We start from the raw sequence: 23,688 nt of genomic DNA, 5'->3' as shown, positions 1-23,688 counted from the left end.
TCGCGGCGGACCGCCGCTCTCAGGGCAGCGGGTCGATGCCGTCGCGCCGGCCGTCGAGAACGGAAAAACGCTCTCCGCGGCGTCGTTCGAGCCACCGGAGCAGGCGCTCGGCCCACCGGAGCTTCTGCGCTTTCATCGCCCCCACGCTCGGGTCGTCGAAGTCCCAGCCGACGAAGACGAGCCGTCCCGCGCCGAGTTCGTCGGCGATGAAGGCCGCTCGGTCGCCGTCGGTGAAGCCGCCCCAGTTGACGACGGGGCCGACCGGGGCCGCCTGCGTCGTCCCGAGGACGTTGTCGGCGTCGAACCGCGGCACCCACTCGCGGACCGCGGGGAGGTTGTCGCCGTGGGCGTGGGCCGCGACGGGCACGCCGGATTCCGTTAGCTCGACCGCCGTCTCGGGGTTCTTGTCGAGGTCGGTCACCATCAGGTCGAGGTCGAACCCGGCGGCTCGGACCGCGTCGGCGGCGGTGGAGGCGGCGACGACCACGTCCACGTCGGGGGCGTCGAGCCTGTCGAGTTCGTCGTCGAGCGTCGGTGCCGCCCCGCAGACGGCGACGGTCGCGTCCGCCCAGTCCAGTCGGTCGCGGTCGAAGGGGCTCACGAGGTCGGCGAGCGCGTCTCTGGCGCGCTCGTCGCCGGTTCGGTCGAAGCCGAAATCGTCGAGAATCCGTCCGTAGACGGGTTCCCACGTGGTGAAATCCATGGTGTAGCTGTCGCTCAGAATGTAACTGTATGGGCCGGAATGGCACTCGTGTACCCCTACCCGCGTGCCCTTCCGGCGTCCACAGGACCGTTTTAGGGTCGGATGGTATAAGTTTTCTCTTAGTAGAACGATCAACGTCTGCCGAACGTCAGACGAATAGACGGGTCTGGCACGAGATAGCGTACCAGTCAGTTCGTCGCCCGCTCGACGGTCTCTAACGCGGCTTCGAGGGCATCTGAGGCGTCCGTGACGAGCGTCGGAAGCCGGGCGAGCGCGGCGGGACTTCCGACCAGAAGCGCACCGGTGTCGCCGGCGGCCAAGACGGCTCCCGCGTCGCCGGCGGCGGCGGCGAGAGATTCCCGGTCGTCGGCCCCGAGCCCTTCCAGTTCGAAGACGCGCGTGACGCTCTCGGCGGCGACCTCGCGGTTCGCGCCGACGCGGTCGAGGTGCCTCGCGGCCTCGCCGGGCGTCGTCACGTCGAGTTCTTCGACCGACACGTCGCCGGGTTCGCGGACGCGGCGGCGCTTGAACTCGTGGCCGATGAGGGCGGCGTCGCGGGTCTCTTTCACGTCGTGGGTCCGGACGACGTGCGCGCCGCGTTCGACCGCCATCGACGTGGCGGCGAGGCTGACGGGCAGCGCCTCGTCGGTCGAGCGACCGGTCACGTCGCGGAGGAAGTTCTTGCGGTTGATGGAGACCAGGATGGGGTGTCCGTAGCCGCGGAACTCCCGCAGGCGGTCGAACGTCTCGCGGTCGTGTTCGAGCGTCTTCGCCTCCGACCAGCCGCCGAAAGCGGGGTCGACGATGGTCTTATCGGTGAAGCCGTTCAGTTCGAGGGCGTCGTAGATGTCGTCGACCTCCTCGACCGCACCGGGGCGAGTCAGGTCCGGCGGGCTGGCCATCTTGGCGACCGCGGCGTCGTACTCCTCGCAGACGCGGGGCATCTCCGGGTCGGCGAAGCCGCAGATGTCGTTGACCATGTCGAAGCCGCCGTCGAGCGCCGCCTCGGCGACCTCGTGGTAGCGCGTCTCGATGGAGAAGACGGCGTCGCCGGAGACGCTGTCGAGGACCGAAAGCGCCGTGTCGAGCCTGTCGAGTTCGTCTTCGGCCGACAGCACGTCGAGGCGCTTGTTCGCCGATTCGAGGCCGACGTCGACGATGTCGGCCCCCTCGTCGATGAGTTCGCGGTCGACGTACTCGGCGGCCTCGCTCGGGTCGTTGAACACGCTCGGCTTGTACGGGGACTCCTTGGAGACGTTCAGCACACCCATGATTCGCGGCGGGTGGTCGTCGCCGATTTCGAGTCCTGCCGCATCGACGGTTCGCATACCCGCCGGTTGGACCACACGAACATATGCCGACCGGTCGCGGAAGGTGGGACGAAAGCCGAGTTCGAATCCCCGAAACACGGGAATTGAGCCCTATTGAGCCCTCATAGCAACCGCTTAATAGCGCTCTTTGGACGTTACATCCAACCGGGCTCCAACCGGGCGCACCCACCGATTATGACTGGCGACGGACTCCCGACGATACTCGCCGTTGACGACGAACCGTCCCTGACGACGCTGTACGAGGCGTGGCTCGCAGACGACTTCCGCGTCAGGACGGCGTCGAGCGCCGAGGAGGCTCTCGAACTCGTCACCGGCGAGTCGTTCGACGCCGCGATGCTCGACAGGCACATGCCCGGCGGCACCGGCGACGAGGTGCTGTCCGAACTCCGGGCGCGCGACCACGACTTCCCGGTCGTGATGGTGACGGGCGTCGAACCCGACACCGACATCGTCGAGATGCCGTTCGACGACTACCTCGTCAAACCGGTGGGAAAGCGGGAGGTCCAGCGGACCGTCCGCTCGCTCGTGGTTCGCGGGTCGTACAACGACCACCTCCGGGAGTACTTCGCGCTCGCCCGCAAGCGGGCCGTGTTGGAGGCCTCCTGCGACCGCGAGGCGCTCGAAAACTCGGCGTCGTACCGCGAACTCACCGCCGCCGTCGACGACGCGGAGACCCGCGCCGACGCGGCCCGTGCGGAACTGCTCGAAGACGGCTTCGAGGGGACGACTCCCGACCTCGGATGACAGACGGGAGGTTCGCTCGACCGTGACGAGACGCCTCCTGCCGCGGTTCGTCAGGAAGCGGTACGCGGTGAAGTTCGCACTCGCGCTCGGACTCGTCACGCTCGCCATCGCGGCCGTCGGCGGCTACTCGTACCTCCACGCCAACGAGGTCATCGGCGAGGAGACGCGCGACGGCCTCGTGACGAACGCCGAGATTCAGGCGCAAAACCTCGACGAGTGGCTCACCCGGATGGAGGTGCAGATGCGGTCGATATCGGAGTCCGCGGCGTTCCAGTCCGGCGACGACCGCGACATCAACCTCTATCTGTGGTCGGTGGTCGAACGCGACCGCGACATCGACGCCGCGTACTACATCGACACGAGAAACGAGACGGTCCTCACGAGCACGGGGAGCGCCAGCGTCGCCTCGGCCGAGTCGGTGACGACGTATTACGGCCGACAGGAGTTCACCGCGCTCGCCCAGCAGTCCCACGGCGACGTGGTCATCTCCGACCCGTTTCGCCCCTCGGAGGGGGCCGCACCGGTCCTCCTCTTCGCGACGACGATACCCGAGCGGCCGAACCGGGCCGTCATCGCCGTGGCGAACCTCCGCGATATCTCTGAGACACACCTCCACGACATCAACGCCGGTCGGTTCGTCGTCGTCGACGCGGCGGGCACCGTCGTCCTCGCGGAGGACGAGTCGCGGCTGTTGGAGACCGACGCGCTCGAAACGACCCGGTACGACTCGGCGTCCGGGTTCGTCCCCGGCCAGTCGCTCGGCGACTCGAAGACCGAGGTCGGGTTCGCCCGAATGGAGGCCCACGACTGGGTCGTCACCTCGCGCGTCCCCACGGGGGAGGCGTACGCCCTCCGGACGGACATCCTCACCCAGATACTCGCGACCCTGTTCGTCGTCGGCGCTGGAGCGGCCCTGCTGGCGGCCACCATCGGACGGGACACCGTCGACGCGGTTCGGACCCTCGGGTCGAGCGCGCGGGAACTCACCGACGGCAACCTCGACGTGGCGATCGACCGCGACCGCGAAGACGAGTTCGGCGACCTCTACGAGGCGTTCGACGTGATGCGAGTTTCCCTGCGCGACCAGATTCTCGACGCCGAGCGCGCCCGCGAGGAGGCTGAGTCGGCGAGACGGGAGGCGTGGGACGAAAAGGAGGCCTCGGAGCGCCGCCGCCGCCACCTCGAACGGACTGCGGAGGCCTACGGCGAGGTGATGCGGGCCTGCGCCGACGGCGACCTCGCGGAGCGAATCGACCCCGACGAGGAGAGCGAGGCGATGGCCGAGGTCGCTCGGTCGTTCAACGAGATGATGGCCGACGTCCAAGAGCGGAACGAACAGCTTCGAACCGTCTCGAACGTGCTCTCGCACGACCTCAGAAACCCCCTCAACGTCGCGGTCGGCCGGGCGGAACTCCTCGCCGACGAGACCGAAAGCGACCACGTCGAACCGCTCGTCGAATCGCTCGACCGCATCGACGCCATCATCGACGACGCGCTCGTGTTGGCGCTCCAGCGGCGGGTCGAAGACACGCTCCCGGTCGCGTTGTCCGACGTGGCGCGTCGGTCGTGGACGCACGTGGACACCGGGGACGCGACGCTCGTCGTCGACGAGAACCCCCGGTTCGCCGCCGACCCCGACCTCGCGGCCCACGTCTTCGAGAACCTCTTTCGGAACTCGGTGGAACACGGTTCCACGGGCAGTCGGATTCCATCCGACGACGCTGTAGAACATGGTTCTACAGGCAACCGGACTGTGTCCGACGACGCCGTCGAGCACGGCGACGACGGAGTGACCGTCACCGTCGGCGCGCTCGGGGACGCCCGCGGGTTCTACGTCGAAGACGACGGCCCCGGCATCCCGGAGTCCGAGCGAGCGAGCGTGCTCGAACCGGGCTACACGACGAACCGCGCCGGCGGCGGGACCGGCTTCGGCCTCCCGATCGTCCTGCAGGTCGCCGACGCCCACGGCTGGGACCTCACGCTCTGCGAGTCGGCGTCCGGCGGGGCGCGATTCGAACTCAGCGACGTCGAGCGCGTCGGCCGCGACACCGACGACGCGGCCTCCCTCGTGTGACTATATATCGCACTTAGCAACCACCATGACCGGACGCGAGAAACGACTGACCGTAATGCCACCTTGTCGGGACGACGAACCGAGTCGGCGTGCGCTTCTCGGCGCGCTCGGGGCGACGGGAGCGGTCGGGCTGGCCGGCTGTCTCGGGAGCGTCGGGTCAACACCGACCCGGACCGCGGCCACGACGACCGACGACGACGCGCTCTCGGGGCGTATCGCCATCGCCGGCAGTAGCACGGTCTACCCGCTGACGCTCTCGCTCGGAAAGTCGTTTTCGGACGCGCACCCGGACGTGACGGTGTCCGTCACCTCGACGGGCACCGGCGGGGGGTTCGCCGACTTCTTCTGTGCGGGCCGAACCGTCGTGAACGACGCGAGCAGGGCCATCGAGACGGACGAGCGCGACGCCTGCGCAGCCGCCGGTGTCGAGCCGGTGGAGTTCCGCATCGGCACCGACGCCATCTCCGTCGTCGTCAATCCCGACGCCGACTGGGTCGATTGCCTCACGCTCTCCGAACTCGCCGAGATATGGCGCGTCGACGGGGCCTCGTCGTGGAGCGACGTGCGACCCGAGTGGCCCGACGAGCCGATTCGCCTCGCCGGCCCGACCACGGCCTCGGGCACGTTCGACTACTTCTCGGCGGCTGTTCTCCCGAGCGCGGTCCAGCGCACGGACCACCTCACGACGGAACAGGACACGGCCATCGCCAAGACCGTCCGCGAATCGCCGTACGCGATGGGCTACTTCGGCCTCGCGTACTACCTTCAGAATCGCGACGCCGTCCGGGCGGTCCCGATTTCCGAGCCCGACGGGTGCGCTCTCCCGTCGCCAGCGAACGCCAAGAACGGGAGCTACGACACGCTCTCGCGGCCCCTCTATATCTACGTCGCTCGCGAGGCGCTGTCGCGCCCGGAGGTCGCCGCGTTCGTCCGGTACTACCTCGAACGGTCCACGTCGGAGCCTGCGGTCGTCGGCTACGTGCCCGTCACGGCGGAGACGGCGTCGGCCAATCTCGACCGGCTGGACGCGCTCCTCGCGGACGGCTGACCGGCATCACGCCATTTTTATCCGCCGCTCGGCTACCTCGGCCCATGGCGAAGGTCAGCGTCGGACTCCGCGGATGGCGGTTCGAAGAGTCCGAGATATTCACCGACGAGGGCGAGTTCAAACCGCTCGACGAGATTCCCGAGGACCCGCGGGAGCGACTCATGCGCCTCGTCTCGCTCGTCGAGGAACCGTGCGACGCCTGCTATCTGGTCCACGGCGACGAGGACATACAGCAGTGCCGACAGGCGTCCATCGTCTACGGCGAGCCCCGCGAGGAGGTGCTCCTCTGTGACCACCACGAGCCGGACTTCCTCTACTGGTTCCGCGAGGAGGACGGCCGCGACTTCGTCGGCGACGCGGTGTTCGCCGACGCCTTCCACGAGTGGTTCGCGGACGGCGGTCGCGCTCCCGACGGCTACGGCGGACTGGACTACGTCGACACCGACCCCGACGAACTCCCGTCGCCGCCGGACGCCAACGAGATTCAGCGCCGGCTGGAGGAGAACTTCGTCGAGGGCGAGCGCATCAACCTCCGCGACTACGGCCCCGGCGCGGACGACGACGAGGACGCGACGCCCCTGACCGAAGACGACCTCGACGCTGTCGACCTCGACACGGACTACCCGACGAAATGAGCGGCGACCGAGACGCCGGTACGGGCGGGGGCCGCGAGTTCGTCGTCGTCGTCGTCGAACCCGAGACGCCCGGCAACGTCGGCACCATCGCGCGGGCGATGAAGAACTTCGGCATCTACGACCTCCGCCTCGTCGACCCGCCGGAGCTGGACCCCGACGGCGAGGCGTACGGCTTCGCCGGCCACGCCCGCGAGGACGTGCTCCCGAACGCCACCGAGACGACCTTGGAGGAGGTCGTCGAGGAGTTCCACACCATCGGGACGACCGCGGTCTCCCACGAGGACTCCACCCGGCACATCCGCTACCCGTTCAAGACGCCGGTCGAAATCGCCGACTCGCTGGAGTCGGTGGAGACGAAGACCGCGCTCGTCTTCGGCCGCGAGGGGACCGGCCTCGACAACGAGGAGTTGGCGATGCTCGACGAGGTCTGTTGCATCCCCGCCGACGACCGCTACCCCGTGCTCAACCTCGGACAGGCGGCGACGATTCTCATGTACGAGCTTCGCCGCTTCACCGTCGAGGAGACGCAACTCCCCGACGTGGAGCGCGAGCGCGCCTCCGAGGCCGAAATCGAGGTCGTCTACCGCTTCTTCGACGAGTTGCTCGACGCCGTGGACTACCGCGAGCACAAGCGGACCAAAACCTCGCGGATGATGCGCCGACTGCTCGGCCGCGCTCACCCGACCGAGCGCGAGGCCGCGACGCTGACGGGCGTGTTCCGTCGCGCCGCCGAGGCCGTCCGCGACCCGGACCGCTTCCGCGACGACGAGAACTGACGCGACCCGTCTCTACTCCTCGCCGCCGGCGCGCCGCGCTACTCGTCACCGCCGCTCCGGCGGGCGAACATCACGTAGCTCACGAACGAACAGACGTCCTCGACTTCTCCGGACTCGCGCTCGGCGCGGGTCGTCGTCCGAATCTCCACGAGCCCGCGGTCGTCGGTCTCGGCGGTCGTCTCCAGCACTTCGGTTTCCACGACGAGCGTGTCGCCCGGGTACACCGGTTTCCACCAGCGGAGTTCGTCGACGCCCTTCGCGCCGAGGGACGCCGAGTCGGCGAGGAAGCCGTCCACGAGCAGGCGCATCGTCATCGCCGTGGTGTGCCAGCCGCTGGCGATGACGCCGCCGTACATCGACTCGGCCTCGGCGCGTTCGGGCTCGGTGTGGAACCACTGCGGGTCGTACCGCCCGGCGAACTCCAGAATCTCCGATTCGGTCACGTCGTACTCGCCGAACTCGTGGGTGTCGCCGACGGCGAAATCCTCGAAGAACTGCATGACCCCTCTTCGGCCGCCCCCGTGGAGAAAGTAGCGGTGCCGGTGGTCCGGGCGGCGGGGTCGCTCGACCGCGTTCGACGACTCCGTTCCTCCGGCGCGCCAGACAGCTTTTGCGACCCGACGCCGTATCCTCACGCGAGATGGCATCGCCCCCGCGCCGCTCTCGCCTCCCGATGGTCGTCGTCGGCGTCGTCGTCCTCGCGTTCTACCTCTCGCTCAGCGCGCTCAGCGCGTTCGCGGTGGTGACGCTGTGGCGGCTTCGCCCGGACCCCCTGACCGCCGCCGTCGTCGGCGTCGTCGTCGCCGTCGTCCTCGGCTACCTGAGCTTCCGCTTCGGCACGGTGCGACTGCTCAGCCAACTCGACGCGCGGGACATGTCGCCCGGGGAGTCGCCGTCGGTCCACCGCCTGCGCGACCGCCTCGCCGAGCGGATGGACCTCGACCCGCCGACGCTGAAGCTCGCGCGTTTCTCCGCGCCGAACGCGATGGCGCTCGACCCGATGGGTCGCGACGTGGTCGTCCTCGACGCCGCGCTGTTTCGCCTCCTCGACGCCGACGAGTTCGAGGCGCTGCTCGCGCACGAACTCGCGCACCTCGAACGGAAAGACGGGCTGGTCCAGTCGCTCGTGGCGAGCGTCCTCCAGACGGTCGTCGGCGTCGGTTACCTGTTCGTCTCGCCGGTGACGTTCCTGACGACGGGCGTCGCCCTCGGCTCGGCGTGGATGCGCGGCCGGCCGGGGTCGTGGCACGAGACGCTCGCCGGGCGGCTCCGACTCCGACTGGACGAGTTCGTCGGCCTGTTCGGCTTCGGCCTCACCGTGTTCGTCCGGTCGCAGTCGCGAAAGCGGGAGTTCGCGGCCGACGCGCGGGCCGCCGAGGTGACGGGCAAGCCGATGGCGCTCGCGTCGGCCCTGCGGAAGTTAGAGCGGGCCGCTCGGCCGGGGTTCGGCCTGTCGCCGCTGTGGGTGTACGGCGAGGTCGAGGTCGAAGACCCGGTGTCGGACCTGCTTTCGACCCACCCCTCGACCGACGAGCGCGTCGAGCGACTGGCCGCGATGGCCGACGAGTCGATGACGCGAATCGAGGTGCGGTGAGATGCCCGGCTCACCCGACCCGGTGCTCGGTAATTGGCTTCTCACCCACGTCGTCGCCGTCGCCGCCGCGCTCACGACCGTCGGCGTCGTCTACGCGACTCGCGCTCGGAGCGCCCGCGGCTCCCTGATACCCGCGCTCCTCGGCGGCGGCTACGCCGTCGCCACGCTCGCCGTCTGGACCGCGGCGCGACTCGCCACCGACGCGTTCCCCTCGGGCTTCGTCGAGGACTCGCTGGCCGCGGCGGGCTTCGTCGGGTTCTCGTTCCTCTTGCTCGCCGGGTTCGTCGTCGTCGCGGCCCTGCTGTTCGCTCGCCGGGGACTGGTCGCGCCGCTCGTCGGCCTGTTCGGCGTCACGGAACTCGTCTGGTGGGCGTTCCTCCACGTCCGCGGCGAGACGGACGCGCTCGGGATGTTCCTCATCGTCGGGCCGGCGCTGTTGGCGCTTCTCCTCGTCGCGGCCGGCGTCGAGTACGCGGGCCGGTGGGGCTGGCGGCGGTTCGTCCGCGGTGGCGGGCGCTCGACGACGTGAGAACGGAGAAAAACCGGGTGCGGTCTGACGGCTTCAGGCCCGCTTTTGAATCTCCTCGCGGAGCACGTCGCTGACGATTTCGCCGTCGGCCTTGCCGCGGAGCGCGCCCATCGCCTCGCCCATGAGCGCGGAGAACGCGCCCATGCCCTGTTCTTCGACCTGGTCGGCGTTGCGCTCGACGACCTCCGCGATGGCCTCGCGGACCTCGTCCTCGGAGACACCGGAGAGTCCGGCCTCCTCGACGGCCTCCTCGGCCGTGAGGCTCGGGTCCTCGGCGATGGTGGCGAGCACGTCGTTGACGCCCTCTTTGGCGAGGTCGCCGTCCTCGACGAGGTGCATGACCGCGAGCAGGTGGTCGTCTGTGAGCCCCGCGACGGCCACGTCGTCGCGGCGGAGTTCGGTCAGCGTCGATTCGAGCAGGCCCGCCGCGAACGTCGCGTCGATGCCGGCGTCCACCGCCTCCTCGAACAGGGGCATCTTCCGGCCGTAGGCGACCTGTTCCGCGAGGCCGGCGTCGAGGCCGAACTCGTCTTGGTAGCGGTCGACCTTCTCGGTCAGGAGTTCGGGCGTCTCAACGTCGCTCGGGTCGAGGTCGACGGTGAGCACGTCCGTCTCGGGGTACATCCGGGCCGCGCCGGGGAGCGGGCGGAGGTAGCGCGTCGTCCCGTCGTCGTTAGCGCCGCGGGTCTCCTCGGGGACCTCCTCGATGGCGACGGCGGCGCGCTCGGCGACCGCGTCGATGGCGAGGTCGGCCGTCTCGGGGTCGTCGGCGACGATGGCGACCGCGTCCTCGGGACCGGCGTCGACGGCGTCGCGGAGCGCTTCGACCTCGGCCTCGGTGACGCCGTAGGCCGGGAGTTCGTCGGTGTGGAAGATGCCGCCCGCGCCGTGGCGCTTAGCGTGGTCGGAGAGTTCGGTACCGAGGCGGCGGTCGGGCTGGAGTTCGCGGCCGACGAGGCCGTCGAAGCCGTACAGGGGGACGGCCGTGACCTTTCCGCCCGCGTCCAGCGCGCCGCGGATGACGCCCGAATCGCTGTCCTCGAACACGTCGGTCGCGTCGGCCACGTCGCCGACCGAGGCGTCCCGCGACTGGAGTTCGTCGCGAATCTCGACCAGTTCGGCCTGTCGGCCGACCTCGAAGCGGACGATTTCGTCGATTTGGTCGAGCGCCTGCACGCCCTTGATTTCGACGCGCGCGCCGTCGGCGATGGAGACGTTCACGTCCTGCCGGATGGTGCCGAGGCCGCGTTTGACCGTGCCCGTCGAGCGCAGGAGCATGCCGATGGTCTGGGCCGCCTCGCGCGCCTGCTCGGGCGAGGAGATGTCCGGCCCGGTGCCGATTTCGACGAGCGGGATGCCGAGGCGGTCGAGGCTGTAGAGGACGCCGTCGTCGCGCTCTTCGACCCGCTGGGCGGACTCCTCTTCGAGCATGAGGTCGACGACGGAGACGGGGCCCTCGCTGGTTTGAATCTCGCCTTCCTGCGCGATGAGCGACGAGCGCTGGAAGCCCGAGGTGTTCGAGCCGTCGATGACGAGCTTGCGCATCACGTGCGCCTCGTCGACGACGTTCATGTCGAGCAGTTCGGCGATCTGCATGGCGACCGTGCGCGCCTCGTGGTCGAGTTCGTGCGGCGGCTCGTCGTCCTCTTCGACCAGACAGGTCGAGTCGTAGGCGAGGTACTCGAACTCGCGTTCGACGCGGCTCTCTTCGAGCGCGGCGTCGTCGAGTTCGCCCAGTTCGCTCTTGGTCGGGTGGAGGAAGCGCGTGAACGTGCGCGCCGCCTCGTCGGGCTCGCGGAGGTCGGTCGGACACCCGCAGAACAGCTTCGTCTCGGTGTCGAGTTGCTGGTGAATCTCCAGTCCAGCCACGAGGCCGAGGTCCTCGTAGTCGTAGTCGTAGTCGGTCATTGCTACTCCCTGCGTTCGGGGGGAGTAAAAAAGGATTCAGTCTGCCGTCAGAGGCGACGAAGCCCCTCGCCGATACCTTCGACCTGTTCACACTCGGGACAGACGTACGTCCACCCGTCGTTCGTCGCTCGTCCCTCCGGGAATACGGCCCCACAACCTCGACACTCCAACATGTCTCGCCCGCGGGCCCGCTGCTCTTGCAGTCCGGCCATACTGGTATAATCGTCAAAATCAGGCTTCAAAATACCGATTTTCGAGATTTCGTGACAGTTCTTCACTCGGGGGTGACTGTCACGGCGGTGCCGGAGTGCGATTGCTACCGCGAGCCGAGTAAATATAACCGTCTCTACGACTGAACCGACTGAAATCGTCGAGCGCGCGACTCGAATCGGGACGTCCACCCGCTCGCCCCGACGTATCAAAAAGTGGACTGCTTTTCCGGCCGGGCTCAGTCGTCGCCGAGGATGCCGCGATGGGTCATCTTCTCGGGGTCGAGCACCTCGTCGGCCTCCGCCTCGGTGAGGTAGCCCTCGTCGACGGCGACCTGCCGGACGCTCTTGCCGTCCGCGAGCGCCTTCTTGGCGACCTTCGAGGCCTTGTCGTAGCCGATTGCGGGGTTGAGCGCCGTCGCCAGCGCCATCGACTGTTCGACCCGCGTCTCGCAGTGTTCCTCGTTGGCTTCGAGCTTGGCGACGAACCGCTCGGCGAACACCTCGGAGGAGTTCGCCAGCAGCTTCGCCGATTCGAGGAAGTTGTGCGCGAGGACGGGCTTGTAGAGGTTGAGGTCGATTTGGCCCTCGGCGGCGCCGGCGGAGACGGCGGCGTCGTTGCCGACGACCTGCTTGTGGACCTGATTGACGGCCTCCGCGACGACCGGGTTGATTTTGCCGGGCATGATGGAGGAGCCGGGCTGGTTCTCCGGTTGTTCGAGTTCGCCGAGCCCGTTGCGCGGGCCGGACGCGAGCAGGCGGAGGTCGTTGGCGATTTTGTTGAGGGAGCCGGCGACCGTGCGGAGCGCGCCGTGGGCCTCGCTCATCGCGTCGTGGGCCGCCTGCGCCTCGAAGTGGTTGTCGGCCTCCCGGAACTCGACGCCGGTCTCCTCAGACATGTACTCCGCGGCCTTCGCCGGGAACTCGGGGTGCGTGTTCAGTCCCGTGCCGACCGCGGTGCCGCCGAGCGCGAGTTCGCCGAGGTGTTCGCGGACGTTCTCGACGCGGCGGACGCCCTTTTCGACCTGCGTGCGGTAGCCGCCGAACTCCTGTCCGAGGCGGACGGGCGTGGCGTCCTGCAGGTGAGTGCGACCGGTTTTGACGACGCCGTCGAACTCGTCTTCCTTGTCGCCGAGCGCCTCGGCGAGCGTCTCCAGCGCGGGGAGGAGGTCCTTCTCGACGGCTTCGAGGGACGCGACGTGCATGGCCGTCGGAATCACGTCGTTCGAGGACTGACCGAAGTTGACGTGGTCGTTCGGGTGGACGACGCGGTCGCCGATGCCCTCGCCCATAATCTCCGCGGCGCGGTTGGCGATGACCTCGTTGGCGTTCATGTTCGAGGAGGTCCCGGAGCCGGTCTGGAACACGTCGACGGGGAACTGGTCGTCGAGTTCGCCGGCGATGACCTCGTCGGCGGCCTCGACGATGGCGGCCGCGACGTCCTCGTCTATCATGCCGAGGTCGCGGTTGGCCTGCGCGGCGGCCTTCTTCACCACGCCGAGCGCGCGGACGAAGCGCCGCCCGAAGGTGATACCGGAGATGGGGAAGTTCTCGACCGCCCGCTGGGTCTGTGCGCCCCAGTAGGCGTCGACAGGAACTTCCATCTCGCCGAGACTGTCCCGCTCGATTCGATAATCATCGTCGCTCATGGCTCGGGGGTCGTTTTGGCAGGGGGTAAAATCCATTGGTCCGTGCGCCCGCCCCTCGTTCATGAAAATTTACTCATGTTTGAATAGTTATTAATTTGTACCGTATGTAAACGCAGTCTAGCGATTCTGACCAACCAGTTTTCTGATGACAAAAAAATTTACTCGATTTCGAATTGTTGATTTGGAAAGTCTTAAGTAAATCGTGTAAAATTCATTGTCTGGACTTGTCACGGACCAACAATCATGACTGACACACCTGATTCGGACGACGTTTCTCGACGCACGTATCTCAAACTGGCCGGTGGTGCCGGAACCGCGACGTTCCTCGCGGGCTGTACCGGCGGCGGCGGAGAGTCGACGACGGAGTCCACGGAGAGTTCCGGCGACTCCGAGAGCACCGAGGAGACGAGCGGTGACGACTCCGACTCTTCGACGGAGTACAACGCGCTCGAAGTGCAGCACTGGTGGACCGGCGGCGACGGCGGCGCGGCGGTGCAGGCGCTGTTCGAGGGCTTCGAAGAGCAGCACCCCGACATCGAACTCACGGAGAACCCAGTCGCGGGCGGCGCGGGACAGAACCTCCGCGCGGTCATCAAAAAGCGCATCCTGAACAACGACCCGCCGAGCTCGTGGCAGGCGTGGCCCGGCGCGAACCTCCAGCCCTTCACGGACGCCGACAAGCTGGAGGACATCGAGGAGTCCGTCTGGGACCACAACGACATGAAGAACACCTACCTCGACGGCCCCCAGGAGGCGGCGCAACCGGCGGGTAACTACGTTTCGGTCCCGCTGAACATCCACCGCCTCAACAACCTCTTTTACAACGTCGAGGTCGTCGAGGACGCGGGCGTCGACCCCGCGAGCATCGACTCGCCGAGCGCCCTCGTGGACGCGATGGCGACCGTCGACGAGGCGGGCTACGTCGGGATGGCCCAGCAGACGAACTCCGCGTGGTCGACCGGTCAGCTCTGGGCGCAGGTGCTCCTCGGCGAGTACGGCGCGGACGTGTACGCCGACGTGACCGCGGGTAACGTCGAGGCCAACGCGGACGCCGTCCGCGACTCGCTCGACATCGTCAAGCAGTACTCCGAGTACTACCCGAACGACGCCGGCTCCATCTCGTGGCAGGACGCCAACTCGAAGATTATCGAGGGCGACGCGGCGTTCTTCCACCAGGGCGACTGGGCCGCGGGCATGTACCGCGGGCAGGACGGCTTCGAGTACGAGTCCAACTGGGACCACGTCCCGTTCCCGGGTACCGAGGGACTCTACTCGCTCAACATGGACTCGTTCCCGATGCCGACGAACAACCCGTCGCCCGAGGCGACGAAAGCGTTCCTCCGCTACGTCGGCTCGGTCGACGCCCAAGAGCGGTTCAACCCCAAGAAGGGCTCCATCCCGCCGCGCACCGACGTGCCGCAGGACGCCTTCGGACCGTTCCTCCAGAACCAGATGGACGACTTCTCCAACTCCGAGGCCCAGCCGCTTTCGATTCAGCACGGCCTCGCGGTCGCCCCCGACGCGCTCACCGCGTTCGAGGACGCGATGGCCTCGTTCATCTCCAACTACGACGTGGAGGCGGCCTACAGCGCCGTGCAGTCGGCGTTCCAGTAAGGGAACACTCCCCCATTTCCGATTATGTCAACTCACATCCTCAAGCGACTCCTGGACCGTCTGCGAGACGGCGGTTCGCCGGTTCGAACCGACGGCGGGACGGCCGCCGCGGGGAGCGAAACGGCCGGGGGCGACTCCGACCTCGGGTCGGCGCTGTCGTCGCTCCGCGAGAGCGACGCGGTCCGCTCCGCGCCGTTTTGGCTCCCGCCGTTCCTGCTGATGGGCTTTTTCGTCTACGGCGCTATCAGCTGGAACATCGTCATCTCCCTCACCGACTTCGGCGGGCTCACGCTGCCGACGTACGACCCCTCGACGTTCGACCTGGAGATGTACCGGCGGGCCTTCTCGGACGGCCAGTTCTGGATCGCCACCCGGAACACGTTCGTGCTCCTCATCTCGTTTACCGGCCTCTCGCTGGCCGGGGGGCTCGGCCTCGCCATCCTCGTCGACCGCGGCATCCGGTTCGAAAACTGGTTCCGCACCGTCTACCTCCTGCCGTTCAGCCTGTCGTTCGTCGTGACGGCGGTGTTCTGGCGGTGGATGTACAACTTCGACTCGGGGCTCATCAACGCGTTCCTGCGGGGAATCGGCCTCGACTTCGTCGCGTCGAAGTGGCTCACCGGCAGCATCGACACGGGCGCGCTCGGGGCGATACCGCTCGTCCCCGACACGTTCTACTTCAAGCTGTTCGCCGTCATCTTCGCGCTGCTCTGGCAGTTCAGCGGCTACGCGATGGTCGTCTACCTCGCCGGTCTGCGCGCGATTCCGAACGACCAGTACGAGGCCGCGCGGGTCGACGGCGCGTCCATCCTCCGGATGTACCGGCGGGTCATCCTGCCGCAGCTCCGCGCCTCGACGGTGAGCGCCGCGGTCGTCCTCATGGTGTTCGCGCTCAAGGCGTTCGACTTCCTGTACGTCCTGTTCGGGAGCAACCCGGGCCCGACGGCGGACATCCTCTCGACGATGATGTACCGACAGGCCTTCTCGGCCAACGAGTGGGCCTACGGCTCCGCCATCGCCGTGGTGCTCTTCGTCGTCGCGCTGACCGTGGTCGCGCCGTACCTCTACGGCGAGTACCGGCGGGGTGAACTATGAGCGTCCGCGACGACCTCGCGGAGCGCGTCGGCGTCGACCTCGAAGCCGTCGACCCGCTTCGCGTCGCCCTCTACGCGACGCTCGTCGGGCTGGTGGCGTTCTACCTGTCGCCCCTCGAATCGGGGCTGATGACCGCGCTGAAGACCGAAGCCGAGTTCGCCACGTCGCCGCCGTTCGTGCCGCCGACGGTCGAGGGCTTCACGCTCGAACCGTTCGGCGTCGCTATCGACACGCTGTCGTCGGCCATCCTCAACAGCATCATGCTGGCCGTGCCGGCGACGGTGCTGTCGGCGCTGTTCGGCAGCTTCGCGGCGTACGGCCTCACGAACTTCGAGTGGCGCGGCCAACTCGGCGTCGTCGCGCTGTTCATCGCGGGCATCTTCATCCCGTACCAGGCGGTGCTCATCCCGCTGTCGCGGCTCTGGGCCATCGTGGACACGCAGTCGTTGCTCGCGCCGGTTCTCGACATCACGGTGTTCTCGGCGCAGGTGCCCGTCCTCGGGACGGTCGAACTCGCCACCCACCCGCACTACGCGAGCATCATCAACCTCATCATCACCCACACGGCGTACGGGATTCCCATCACGACGCTGCTGTTCCGAGGCTACTACAAGAAGCTCTCGACGGAGATGCTGGAGGCCGCTCGCCTCGACGGCGCGGGCGCGTTCACCGTCTACCGCCGCATCGTGCTCCCGCTTTCGATGCCGATGTTCGCGGTGACGCTCATCTACCAGTTCACGCAGGTCTGGAACGACCTGCTGTTCGCGCTCATCATCATCCCCTCGGGGTCCGGCCCCGCGGCGGTGGCGACTATCGCGCTCAACGAACTGACCGGCGGCATCATCCAGACGTTCAACACGCAGATGGCCGGCGCGTTCGTCGCCGCCCTGCCGACGTTGCTCGTCTACGTCCTGTTCGGGGACAAGTTCGCGAAGGGGGTCGCGGGCGGCACATGAGCCGACTCGCACGCGGCGCGGTCGGCTTCCGCCGCTCCCGTACCTCCCTCGTCGCATCGCAGACGACCACCACGACACGCACACAGACCCATGGCTGACCTCACGCTCGACCACGTATCGAAGTTCTTCGACGACGGCGGCTCCAAAGTCGTCGCCGTCGACGACGCCTCCGTGACCATCGAGGACGGCGAGTTCCTCGTCCTCGTCGGTCCCTCGGGGTGCGGGAAATCGACCACGCTCCGCATGATTGCGGGGTTAGAGACCGTCTCCGAGGGCGAGATTCGCCTCGGCGACGACCGGATGGACAACCGCCCGCCGCGCGACCGGGACATCGCGATGGTGTTCCAGTCGTACGCGCTGTACCCGCACATGACCGTCCGCGGGAACATGCGCTTCGGGCTGGAGGAGTCGACCGACATGGCCGACGCCGACATCGACGAACTGGTCGAGGAGACGTCGTCCATGCTCGGTATCGCCGACCTGCTCGACCGCAAGCCCGGCGAACTCTCCGGCGGCCAGCAACAGCGGGTCGCGCTCGGGCGCGCAATCGTTCGCGACCCCGAGGTGTTCCTGATGGACGAGCCGCTGTCCAACCTGGACGCCAAGCTCCGCTCGCAGATGCGGACGGAGCTCCAGCGCCTGCAGGAGGACCTCGGCGTCACCACCGTCTACGTCACGCACGACCAGACGGAGGCGATGACGATGGGCGACCGAATCGCCATCCTCAACGACGGCGAACTCCAGCAGGTCGCCACGCCGCTGGAGGCGTACCACCGCCCGGCGAACCGCTTCGTCGCGGGCTTCATCGGCGAGCCGTCGATGAACTTCTTCGAGATGGACGTGCAGGGCGACGAACTCGTCGGCGACGCGTTCTCCTACGAACTCTCGGCGAAGTCCGCGAACGCGGTCGAGGGCTCGGAGCGCGTCACCCTCGGTATCCGCCCCGAGGACGTCGAAGTCATCGACGACGCGGCCGCGGACCACGCCTACGAGACGACCGTCGACGTGGTCGAACCGATGGGCAACGAGAACGCGGTCTACCTCGAACTCGGCGGCGAGCGCCGCTTCGTCGCCACCGTCGGCGGGATGCGCCGAGTCGAAGCCGGCGAGTCGGTCGTCGCCCGCATCCCCGAGGACGCGGTTCACCTGTTCGACGCGACCACCGGCGAGACGCTCCAGAACAGGTCGTTAGAGTCGGCCGACCTCGACGCGCCGGAAGCGAACCTCTGAGCGGGCCGTTCGGGTTCAGTCGGGTTCAGCCGGATTCAGTCGAGTCGGTCTCTTTTCGGTCGGTTCGCCGTTCGCTCAGTACGTCGGTCGCGGCGGTTCGCTCACTCCTCCAGCGCCGTTCACTCCTCCAGCGCCGCGTACTCCTCGGGCGTGTACGTCTTCAGTTCCATCGCGTGGATGTCCGTCGTCATGTGGTCGCCGAGGGCGTCGTAGACGAGTTGATGCTGCTTGACCAGCGACTTCCCCTCGAAGGCGGGCGAGACGACGACAGCGGCGTAGTGGTCGTCCTCGTGGTTCTCGTCGACCGTTCGCGGCCGCGAGACCGTCGCGTCGGCGTCCTCGATGTGCGATTCGATGAGTTCCTCGATGGCGGCGAGTTCCATGTGCGTACTGGCGGCCCGCGCCGGCAAAAAGCGTCCGGGAAGTGACGGGCGTACTCGCGGAGCTTTTTATACGGTGACGACACACCTCGGTTCGTGACTGACGCGACACCCCACGCTGGACTCGCCGAGGAGGCCGCTCGCGTGCTCCGCGACGAACACGAGCGACTGTTGACCGTCGTCGGCCAGTGCGCCACCGCCGTCGCCGCCGAGTGGGACGGCGATTCGGTGGCGGACCGCGAGCGCGTCATGCCGCCGTTCAGGCGCGCGCTCGACGGCTCCGGCGCGCTCTCTCGACTGCCGCGAGCCCTCGCCGACGCGGTGACGGCCACCGGCAGACCGATGGCCGCGCCGCCCGTCGCGGCCCCGCCGTACGTGGTCGTCACCGGCGAGGGCGTCGTCCTCCGCGCCAACCTCGGCGAGGAACGACTGGTGGTGCTCCTCCGGGCGTTCGAGGTCGTCCGCGACGGCGACGACGGCTCCCACCGCTACCGCCGCATCGACGGCGTCGAAATCGAGGCCGAAATCGTCTGAGTCGAGTCGCCCCGTCTCGACCGCGGTTACATCTGGTAGCGGCGCACGTCGTCTGAGTCGGTTCGCCCCGTCTCGACCGCGGTTACATCTGGTAGCGGCGCACGTCGTCCCGCGGCGGGGCCTGCGACTGCCCGGTCATCTCCTCGTAGGTCATCCCCGCGAGGTACTCGTCGTAGGTCACGTCGTAGCCCTGCCGGAGGTGGAAGTCGAGCTGTCCGCGGTCGAGTTCCGACTGGAACAGCGCGTGGACCGCCCGGCGGACGAGTTCGTCGGCGTCGTCGGGGTCGAACAGAGCGACGAGCATGGCGAGTTCGTGTCGCGTCTCGCGGTCGAGCGACACGTCGAGGCTGTCGCCGAGGTCTCCGTAGGCCGCGTCAACGTCGTCTGTGAGTTCGTCGAGCGTCATCGCCCGGCGATGGGGTCGTCACGGGGATACGCGTTTCGACCGCGGTATCTGTCCGCCGTGCGTCCCGCCGCCCGGTCGACGGTTCCCGACAGAAGACACTTACTGGTAATCCGGCAATTTCCGTGCATGTCCTCGGAACTCTCCCGACGGTCCCTCCTCGGCGGGCTCGCGGCCGGTTCGGCCCTTCTCTCGGGCTGTCTCGGCGGGCTCCCCGGCAATAGCTGTCCCTCCAGCTACTCGCTCGAAGCGACGGCACTCTCCGACCCCGAACTGGTCGATACCGTGACTCAGGACTTCCACGAGCACGCTGAGACGGTGTCACGTCTCGTCGCAACTGCGGCCAGCGAGGGCGAGGCCACGTACAGTACGTACCGCCATCTCCCGCTCGATTCGGGCGACTACGTCGAACACGACGGCGCGTACTACCGCGTCGAACGCGAGCGAATCGAGACGCGAGAACGCACCGCCCGCGAAGTCGGAATCGAATACGACCGAAACGAGTCGCCGCCGACCGGGGCGACGGTCTTCGACTTCGACGAACTCCCGAAGGCCGACCGCGAGGCGTTCCTCGCCGCGTATCCGAGCGAGAATTTCGAGAACGGCGACGGTCCGCGAGGATTCTCGGTCGGCGGATACGCGTACGTCTATCCGGACGGTTCCGAGTCCCGACTCGTCGACGCCGGGACCGTCTGGATACGGTACGATGGGCGACCGTTCGAGGTCACCGTCGGAGAGACGCGAACCGTCACAGAAGAGACCAACAGATACACGCTCGAACAAGTCGGCGAAGACAGGGCGGCGTTCGTCGCGTTCGTTCACGAGGAACTCGTCGTTCCGCTCGACGACCTTTCGGACGCCGAACGCGCGGTGTTCGAGCGCGCAATCGACGGCGAGGTAGACGAGTGCGAACCGCTCTCCGACGACTTCGCCGCGCTCAAAGACCGGCTCGACGAGATATCGGAGAATACAGCGACCGGCTACGGTGCCCCGCTCGTCGAGTACGAGGGAACCACGTACGAAGTGGACCTGATAAACGCGGTCGTCTGATAACCGTTCGGCATCGCCACGGCTAAACGCGGGCCGTCCCAAGCCGGGGCGATGAGCGACGCGCCGTCCGAACTCCCCGCCGACCTCGACCGCGAAGCAGTCCAGTCCGCGCTCACCGAGTGGTACGAGGCCGACCACCGGGACTTCCCGTGGCGGCGCACCGACGACCCCTACGAGATTCTCGTCTCCGAGGTGATGAGCCAGCAGACCCAACTCGGCCGCGTGGTCGAGGCGTGGGAGGCGTTCCTCGACGAGTGGCCGACGACGGCCGACCTCGCGGCGGCCGACCGCGCCGACGTGGTGGGCTTCTGGACGAACCACCGACTGGGGTACAACAACCGCGCGAAGTACCTCCACGAGGCCGCCCGGCAGGTCGAAGAAGACCACGGCGGCGAGTTCCCACGGACGCCCGACGGCCTCTCGGAGCTGATGGGCGTCGGCCCCTACACCGCCAACGCGGTCGCCTCCTTCGCGTTCAACAACGGCGACGCGGTGGTCGATACCAACGTCAAGCGGGTCCTCCACCGCGCCTTCGCGGTCCCCGACGACGACGCGGCGTTCGAGGCCGCCGCCTCGGAACTCATGCCCGACGGCGAGTCCCGCGTCTGGAACAACGCCATCATGGAACTCGGCGGGGTCGCCTGCGGGAAGACGCCGACGTGTGACGAGTCCGGCTGTCCGTGGCGGCGGTTCTGTCACGCCTACGAGACGGGCGACTTCACCGCGCCCGACGTGCCGACACAGCCGAGTTTCGAAGGGAGCAGGCGGCAGTTCCGCGGTCGGGTCGTCAGGGTTCTCGGCGAGTACGACGAACTCGGCCTCTCGGAGTTGGGACCGCGAGTCCGCGTCGATTACGGCGGCGACACGGGGTCGGAGTGGCTTCGCGGCCTCGTGGACGACCTCGAATCCGACGGCCTCGTCGATGTCGCAGAAGGTGACGACGGCATCCGCGTCTCGCTGGCGAAGTAGTTCGCGCTCCGCCGGTGGTTCTCGCCGCGCTTGTCTCGTCGCGGTCGTCTCGCCGCTCGTATTTATCCCACCGCACTAGTCCGGCACCAGTCGCACCCCTCGGTTCCGACTACGTACACTCGATGCCAACACGCGACGCGTCGTCGTTCGACCCTCGCGAAGTCGCCGAATCCGCCGAATCGAAGACCCTCGCGCTGGAGGGTGGGAGGCGACTCGCATACGCCGAGTACGGCGATTCCGACGGAATCCCGGTCGTGTTTCTCCACGGTGCGCCGGGGTCGCATCTGCTCGGGGCACTGTTCGACGCGTCGGCCGAGGAACGCGGAATCAGAGTCCTCGCGCCCGATAGACCCGGCTACGGCTGTTCGTCGCCGCGCCCGACACCCGAAGAATCGGACGGCCCGAGCCAGCGACCCACGACACCTGCACCTGCGGAGTTCTTCGACGCGCTTCTCGACGACATCGGCGCGCAGTCGGCGGGGTTGGTCGCGTTCTCCGGCGGGAGCCGCGACGCGCTGGCTGTCGCGGCGGCGCGGCCGGACAGGGTTCGGCACGTGAGCGTCGTCGCGGGGGCGGTTCCACCGGAAGCGAGCGAGGAGACGCCCCGAACGCAACGGCTCCTGTCGTGGTTGGCGACGAACGCGCCGGCGGTCCTCAACTATCTCTTCCGCGGGCAGGCGTGGCTCGCCGGGAGGCTCGACCCCTCGCTCGTCGTCGCGCAGTACACGGCCGACGACGCGACCGGAGCGGTTCCAGACGGGGTCGCCGCGCTGGTCCGAGACGACTTCGTGGCGGCGGTCAGCCGGTCGCGCCGGGGCGTCCTCGACGATTTCCGAAGCGCGGCCGCGCCGTGGGGGATTCCCTTCGGCGACATCGAGGCCGGCGTGTCTCTGTGGCACGGCGACGCCGACACGAACGTCCCGATAGCCGACGCGAGACGCCTCGAATCGGAGGTTCCAGCGGCTCGGCTTCGAGAGGTGTGCGGCGCAGACCACCTCCGGACGCTCCTCCGGAGTGCCCCCGGCGTGCTGGACGAGCAGCGCCGCGCCGCGGGATCGCTCGACTCGGACGCTTCGGACGGCCCGCCGGGGTCGACCGCCGCCGCCGAATCGCACCACTGCGTTTGATATACCGGACCGAAAAACGGTCGGTCGAACGGAATGAAACACGCCCAGTTCTCGGTCGACTACCCGGACCGGCTGGTCCACCCGCTCCAGCGCGGGATGATGCGCGACTCGCCGGTCGACCGGGCGGAGCTGTTGATGTGGAGTCCGACGGCCGACGCGACGACGCTGTTCTGGTTCGACGGCGACCGAGACGCGGCCGACGCGCTCGTTTCGGGCGTCGATTCGCTCGTTCGGGCGCACTTCGTCGAGGGAGCGGAGGGGACCTACGGCTTCCTCCACCAGCGCGACTACGAGTTCGCGGACCCGCTTCTCGGGGTCGTCGCCGACGCTCGAGTGATATTCCTCCCGCCGGTGGTGTTCCACGCCACCGGCTCCGTCCGGTTCGAGGCTGTCGGCGAAGTGTCGGCGCTTAGCGCGTTTTACGACGACATCGCGGCGCTCGGCGACCTCACGGTCGAGCGCGTGAAGCCCTTCGACCGGCGGCGGTCCCCCTCGCAGCTCACCGACCGACAGCGGGCCGCGCTGGAGACCGCGGTGTCGGCCGGCTACTACGAAATCCCTCGCGAGGGGTCGGTCGCGGACGTGGCTGACGCGCTCGACTGCTCGACGAGCACGGCCGGCGAGCTACTCCGAAAGGCCGAGGCGACGGTGCTCCGGGAGTTCGTCGGTTCGAGGTGACGCGCGCCGATTCCTACGGCACCTTCAGGTAGGCGTCGCCCGCCGCCTGTCGCGCCACGAGCTCGCCGACGCCCGAGGGAACGACCTCGACGCCGTCGGCCAGTCGGTCGGCGTCGAACCCGCGGCCGTCGAGCGAGTTCCGACAGGCGCAACAGCGAACGCCGGCCTCGAACAGCGGGTCGAGGCGGTCGCGGACGGGCGAGTCGGCGAGGAAGAGGAGCGCCGCGTCGCCGTTGGCGAGGAGCGTGACCTCGCCCGTCTCGACCGTCTCGTCGTCGAGCAGGTTTCGGACGTTACGGATGGCGTGTCGCCAGTCGCCGAGGTCGGCGCTGGAGACGTGGAAGACGACGTTCACGGTTGGTTTTCGCGGTCCGGGTTCCTGTGTGTTGTGCCCGTCCGACACGCTCGACTGCGGCCGACGAGATTTTCACGGCGCTCTCGGAGATACAGGG

25 protein-coding genes are annotated in these 23,688 nt (G+C 68.0%); 16 read left to right on the top strand and 9 right to left on the bottom strand.

Features of this window, described 5'->3' with window-relative positions:
- Positions 1-19: 19 nt before the first annotated feature.
- Complete coding sequence (locus DEQ92_RS18620; protein ID WP_115804965.1) at positions 20-703, bottom strand: 6-hydroxymethylpterin diphosphokinase MptE-like protein; 684 nt, start codon at positions 701-703, stop codon at positions 20-22.
- Between the two features lie 188 nt (positions 704-891).
- Positions 892-2,031: a dihydropteroate synthase gene (gene folP, locus DEQ92_RS18615; protein WP_115821220.1), complete on the bottom strand. Its 1,140-nt coding sequence runs from the start codon at positions 2,029-2,031 to the stop codon at positions 892-894.
- Between the two features lie 177 nt (positions 2,032-2,208).
- Here folP and DEQ92_RS18610 point away from each other — a divergent pair, with 177 nt between their 5' ends.
- The 5 genes from DEQ92_RS18610 to DEQ92_RS18590 are packed head-to-tail and all read left to right on the top strand — an operon-like array spanning position 2,209 to position 7,311.
- Positions 2,209-2,778, top strand: a complete 570-nt coding sequence (locus tag DEQ92_RS18610; protein ID WP_050459828.1) for a response regulator — start codon at positions 2,209-2,211, stop codon at positions 2,776-2,778.
- Between the two features lie 22 nt (positions 2,779-2,800).
- Entirely contained in the window at positions 2,801-4,852 is a 2,052-nt protein-coding gene (locus DEQ92_RS18605) for an ATP-binding protein (RefSeq protein WP_115821218.1), read from the top strand.
- A gap of 55 nt (positions 4,853-4,907) precedes the next feature.
- Complete coding sequence (locus DEQ92_RS18600; protein ID WP_050459952.1) at positions 4,908-5,900, top strand: PstS family phosphate ABC transporter substrate-binding protein; 993 nt, start codon at positions 4,908-4,910, stop codon at positions 5,898-5,900.
- Positions 5,901-5,944: 44 nt separating this feature from the next.
- On the top strand, positions 5,945-6,535 hold the full coding sequence (locus DEQ92_RS18595; RefSeq protein ID WP_115821216.1) for a hypothetical protein: 591 nt from the start codon (positions 5,945-5,947) through the stop codon (positions 6,533-6,535).
- On the top strand, positions 6,532-7,311 hold the full coding sequence (locus DEQ92_RS18590) for an RNA methyltransferase (protein ID WP_004974300.1): 780 nt from the start codon (positions 6,532-6,534) through the stop codon (positions 7,309-7,311). Before DEQ92_RS18595 ends, DEQ92_RS18590 begins: the two co-directional genes overlap by 4 nt.
- Before the next feature lie 38 nt (positions 7,312-7,349).
- On the opposite strand, the gene DEQ92_RS18585 is transcribed toward DEQ92_RS18590, so the two are convergent.
- Positions 7,350-7,811: a MaoC family dehydratase gene (locus tag DEQ92_RS18585; RefSeq protein ID WP_004974302.1), complete on the bottom strand. Its 462-nt coding sequence runs from the start codon at positions 7,809-7,811 to the stop codon at positions 7,350-7,352.
- 173 nt (positions 7,812-7,984) lie between these two features.
- Here DEQ92_RS18585 and DEQ92_RS18580 point away from each other — a divergent pair, with 173 nt between their 5' ends.
- Both DEQ92_RS18580 and DEQ92_RS18575 read left to right on the top strand, forming a co-directional pair.
- Positions 7,985-8,905: a M48 family metallopeptidase gene (locus DEQ92_RS18580; RefSeq protein ID WP_050459951.1), complete on the top strand. Its 921-nt coding sequence runs from the start codon at positions 7,985-7,987 to the stop codon at positions 8,903-8,905.
- A 1-nt stretch (position 8,906) separates the two neighbouring features.
- On the top strand, positions 8,907-9,434 hold the full coding sequence (locus DEQ92_RS18575) for a hypothetical protein (protein WP_004974306.1): 528 nt from the start codon (positions 8,907-8,909) through the stop codon (positions 9,432-9,434).
- A gap of 33 nt (positions 9,435-9,467) precedes the next feature.
- Here the strand turns inward: DEQ92_RS18575 and gatE are convergent, their stop codons facing one another.
- From gatE to DEQ92_RS18565, 3 genes are all read right to left on the bottom strand, one after another.
- Entirely contained in the window at positions 9,468-11,342 is a 1,875-nt protein-coding gene (gatE, locus tag DEQ92_RS18570; protein WP_004974308.1) for a Glu-tRNA(Gln) amidotransferase subunit GatE, read from the bottom strand.
- 47 nt (positions 11,343-11,389) lie between these two features.
- Complete coding sequence (locus DEQ92_RS23970; RefSeq protein ID WP_191965854.1) at positions 11,390-11,554, bottom strand: HVO_2901 family zinc finger protein; 165 nt, start codon at positions 11,552-11,554, stop codon at positions 11,390-11,392.
- Between the two features lie 236 nt (positions 11,555-11,790).
- On the bottom strand, positions 11,791-13,200 hold the full coding sequence (locus tag DEQ92_RS18565; RefSeq protein ID WP_004974311.1) for a class II fumarate hydratase: 1,410 nt from the start codon (positions 13,198-13,200) through the stop codon (positions 11,791-11,793).
- Positions 13,201-13,443: 243 nt separating this feature from the next.
- Here DEQ92_RS18565 and DEQ92_RS18560 point away from each other — a divergent pair, with 243 nt between their 5' ends.
- The 4 genes from DEQ92_RS18560 to DEQ92_RS18545 all read left to right on the top strand — a co-directional run bounded on the left by DEQ92_RS18560 (position 13,444) and on the right by DEQ92_RS18545 (position 18,095).
- Positions 13,444-14,814 (top strand): extracellular solute-binding protein, encoded by a 1,371-nt coding sequence (locus DEQ92_RS18560; protein ID WP_050459825.1) that lies wholly within the window; start codon positions 13,444-13,446, stop codon positions 14,812-14,814.
- A gap of 24 nt (positions 14,815-14,838) precedes the next feature.
- Positions 14,839-15,909: a carbohydrate ABC transporter permease gene (locus DEQ92_RS18555; RefSeq protein ID WP_004974315.1), complete on the top strand. Its 1,071-nt coding sequence runs from the start codon at positions 14,839-14,841 to the stop codon at positions 15,907-15,909.
- A complete protein-coding gene (locus DEQ92_RS18550) occupies positions 15,906-16,865 on the top strand; it encodes a carbohydrate ABC transporter permease (RefSeq protein WP_004974317.1) in 960 nt (319 codons plus the stop codon). Before DEQ92_RS18555 ends, DEQ92_RS18550 begins: the two co-directional genes overlap by 4 nt.
- 90 nt (positions 16,866-16,955) lie before the next feature.
- Positions 16,956-18,095: an ABC transporter ATP-binding protein gene (locus DEQ92_RS18545; protein WP_004974319.1), complete on the top strand. Its 1,140-nt coding sequence runs from the start codon at positions 16,956-16,958 to the stop codon at positions 18,093-18,095.
- Between the two features lie 119 nt (positions 18,096-18,214).
- Here DEQ92_RS18545 and DEQ92_RS18540 read toward each other — a convergent pair whose 3' ends face one another.
- Positions 18,215-18,478 (bottom strand): BolA family protein, encoded by a 264-nt coding sequence (locus DEQ92_RS18540; RefSeq protein ID WP_004974320.1) that lies wholly within the window; start codon positions 18,476-18,478, stop codon positions 18,215-18,217.
- Positions 18,479-18,571: 93 nt separating this feature from the next.
- Here DEQ92_RS18540 and DEQ92_RS18535 point away from each other — a divergent pair, with 93 nt between their 5' ends.
- The gene (locus DEQ92_RS18535) at positions 18,572-19,009 is read left to right on the top strand and encodes a hypothetical protein (RefSeq protein ID WP_115804969.1); all 438 of its coding nucleotides are present in this window, start codon (positions 18,572-18,574) and stop codon (positions 19,007-19,009) included.
- 82 nt (positions 19,010-19,091) lie between these two features.
- Here the strand turns inward: DEQ92_RS18535 and DEQ92_RS18530 are convergent, their stop codons facing one another.
- Positions 19,092-19,415: a hypothetical protein gene (locus tag DEQ92_RS18530; RefSeq protein ID WP_004969267.1), complete on the bottom strand. Its 324-nt coding sequence runs from the start codon at positions 19,413-19,415 to the stop codon at positions 19,092-19,094.
- Positions 19,416-19,541: 126 nt separating this feature from the next.
- On the opposite strand from DEQ92_RS18530, the gene DEQ92_RS18525 reads away from it, so the two are divergent.
- From DEQ92_RS18525 to DEQ92_RS18510, 4 genes are all read left to right on the top strand, one after another.
- A complete protein-coding gene (locus DEQ92_RS18525) occupies positions 19,542-20,462 on the top strand; it encodes a hypothetical protein (RefSeq protein ID WP_115821214.1) in 921 nt (306 codons plus the stop codon).
- A gap of 51 nt (positions 20,463-20,513) precedes the next feature.
- Complete coding sequence (locus tag DEQ92_RS18520) at positions 20,514-21,431, top strand: A/G-specific adenine glycosylase (RefSeq protein WP_115821213.1); 918 nt, start codon at positions 20,514-20,516, stop codon at positions 21,429-21,431.
- Positions 21,432-21,553: 122 nt separating this feature from the next.
- The gene (locus tag DEQ92_RS18515; RefSeq protein WP_115821211.1) at positions 21,554-22,558 is read left to right on the top strand and encodes an alpha/beta fold hydrolase; all 1,005 of its coding nucleotides are present in this window, start codon (positions 21,554-21,556) and stop codon (positions 22,556-22,558) included.
- Positions 22,559-22,591: 33 nt separating this feature from the next.
- Entirely contained in the window at positions 22,592-23,236 is a 645-nt protein-coding gene (locus DEQ92_RS18510; RefSeq protein WP_004974336.1) for a helix-turn-helix domain-containing protein, read from the top strand.
- 13 nt (positions 23,237-23,249) lie between these two features.
- On the opposite strand, the gene DEQ92_RS18505 is transcribed toward DEQ92_RS18510, so the two are convergent.
- The gene (locus tag DEQ92_RS18505; RefSeq protein ID WP_004974337.1) at positions 23,250-23,591 is read right to left on the bottom strand and encodes a DsrE family protein; all 342 of its coding nucleotides are present in this window, start codon (positions 23,589-23,591) and stop codon (positions 23,250-23,252) included.
- Between the last annotated feature and the right edge of the window lie 97 nt (positions 23,592-23,688).

Source organism: Haloferax sp. Atlit-6N, assembly GCF_003383195.1.
GTDB classification, from domain to species: Archaea; Halobacteriota; Halobacteria; order Halobacteriales; family Haloferacaceae; genus Haloferax; species Haloferax gibbonsii.
Note: the sequence above shows the minus strand (reverse complement) of the source record. Positions and strands in the feature narration are given on the sequence as shown.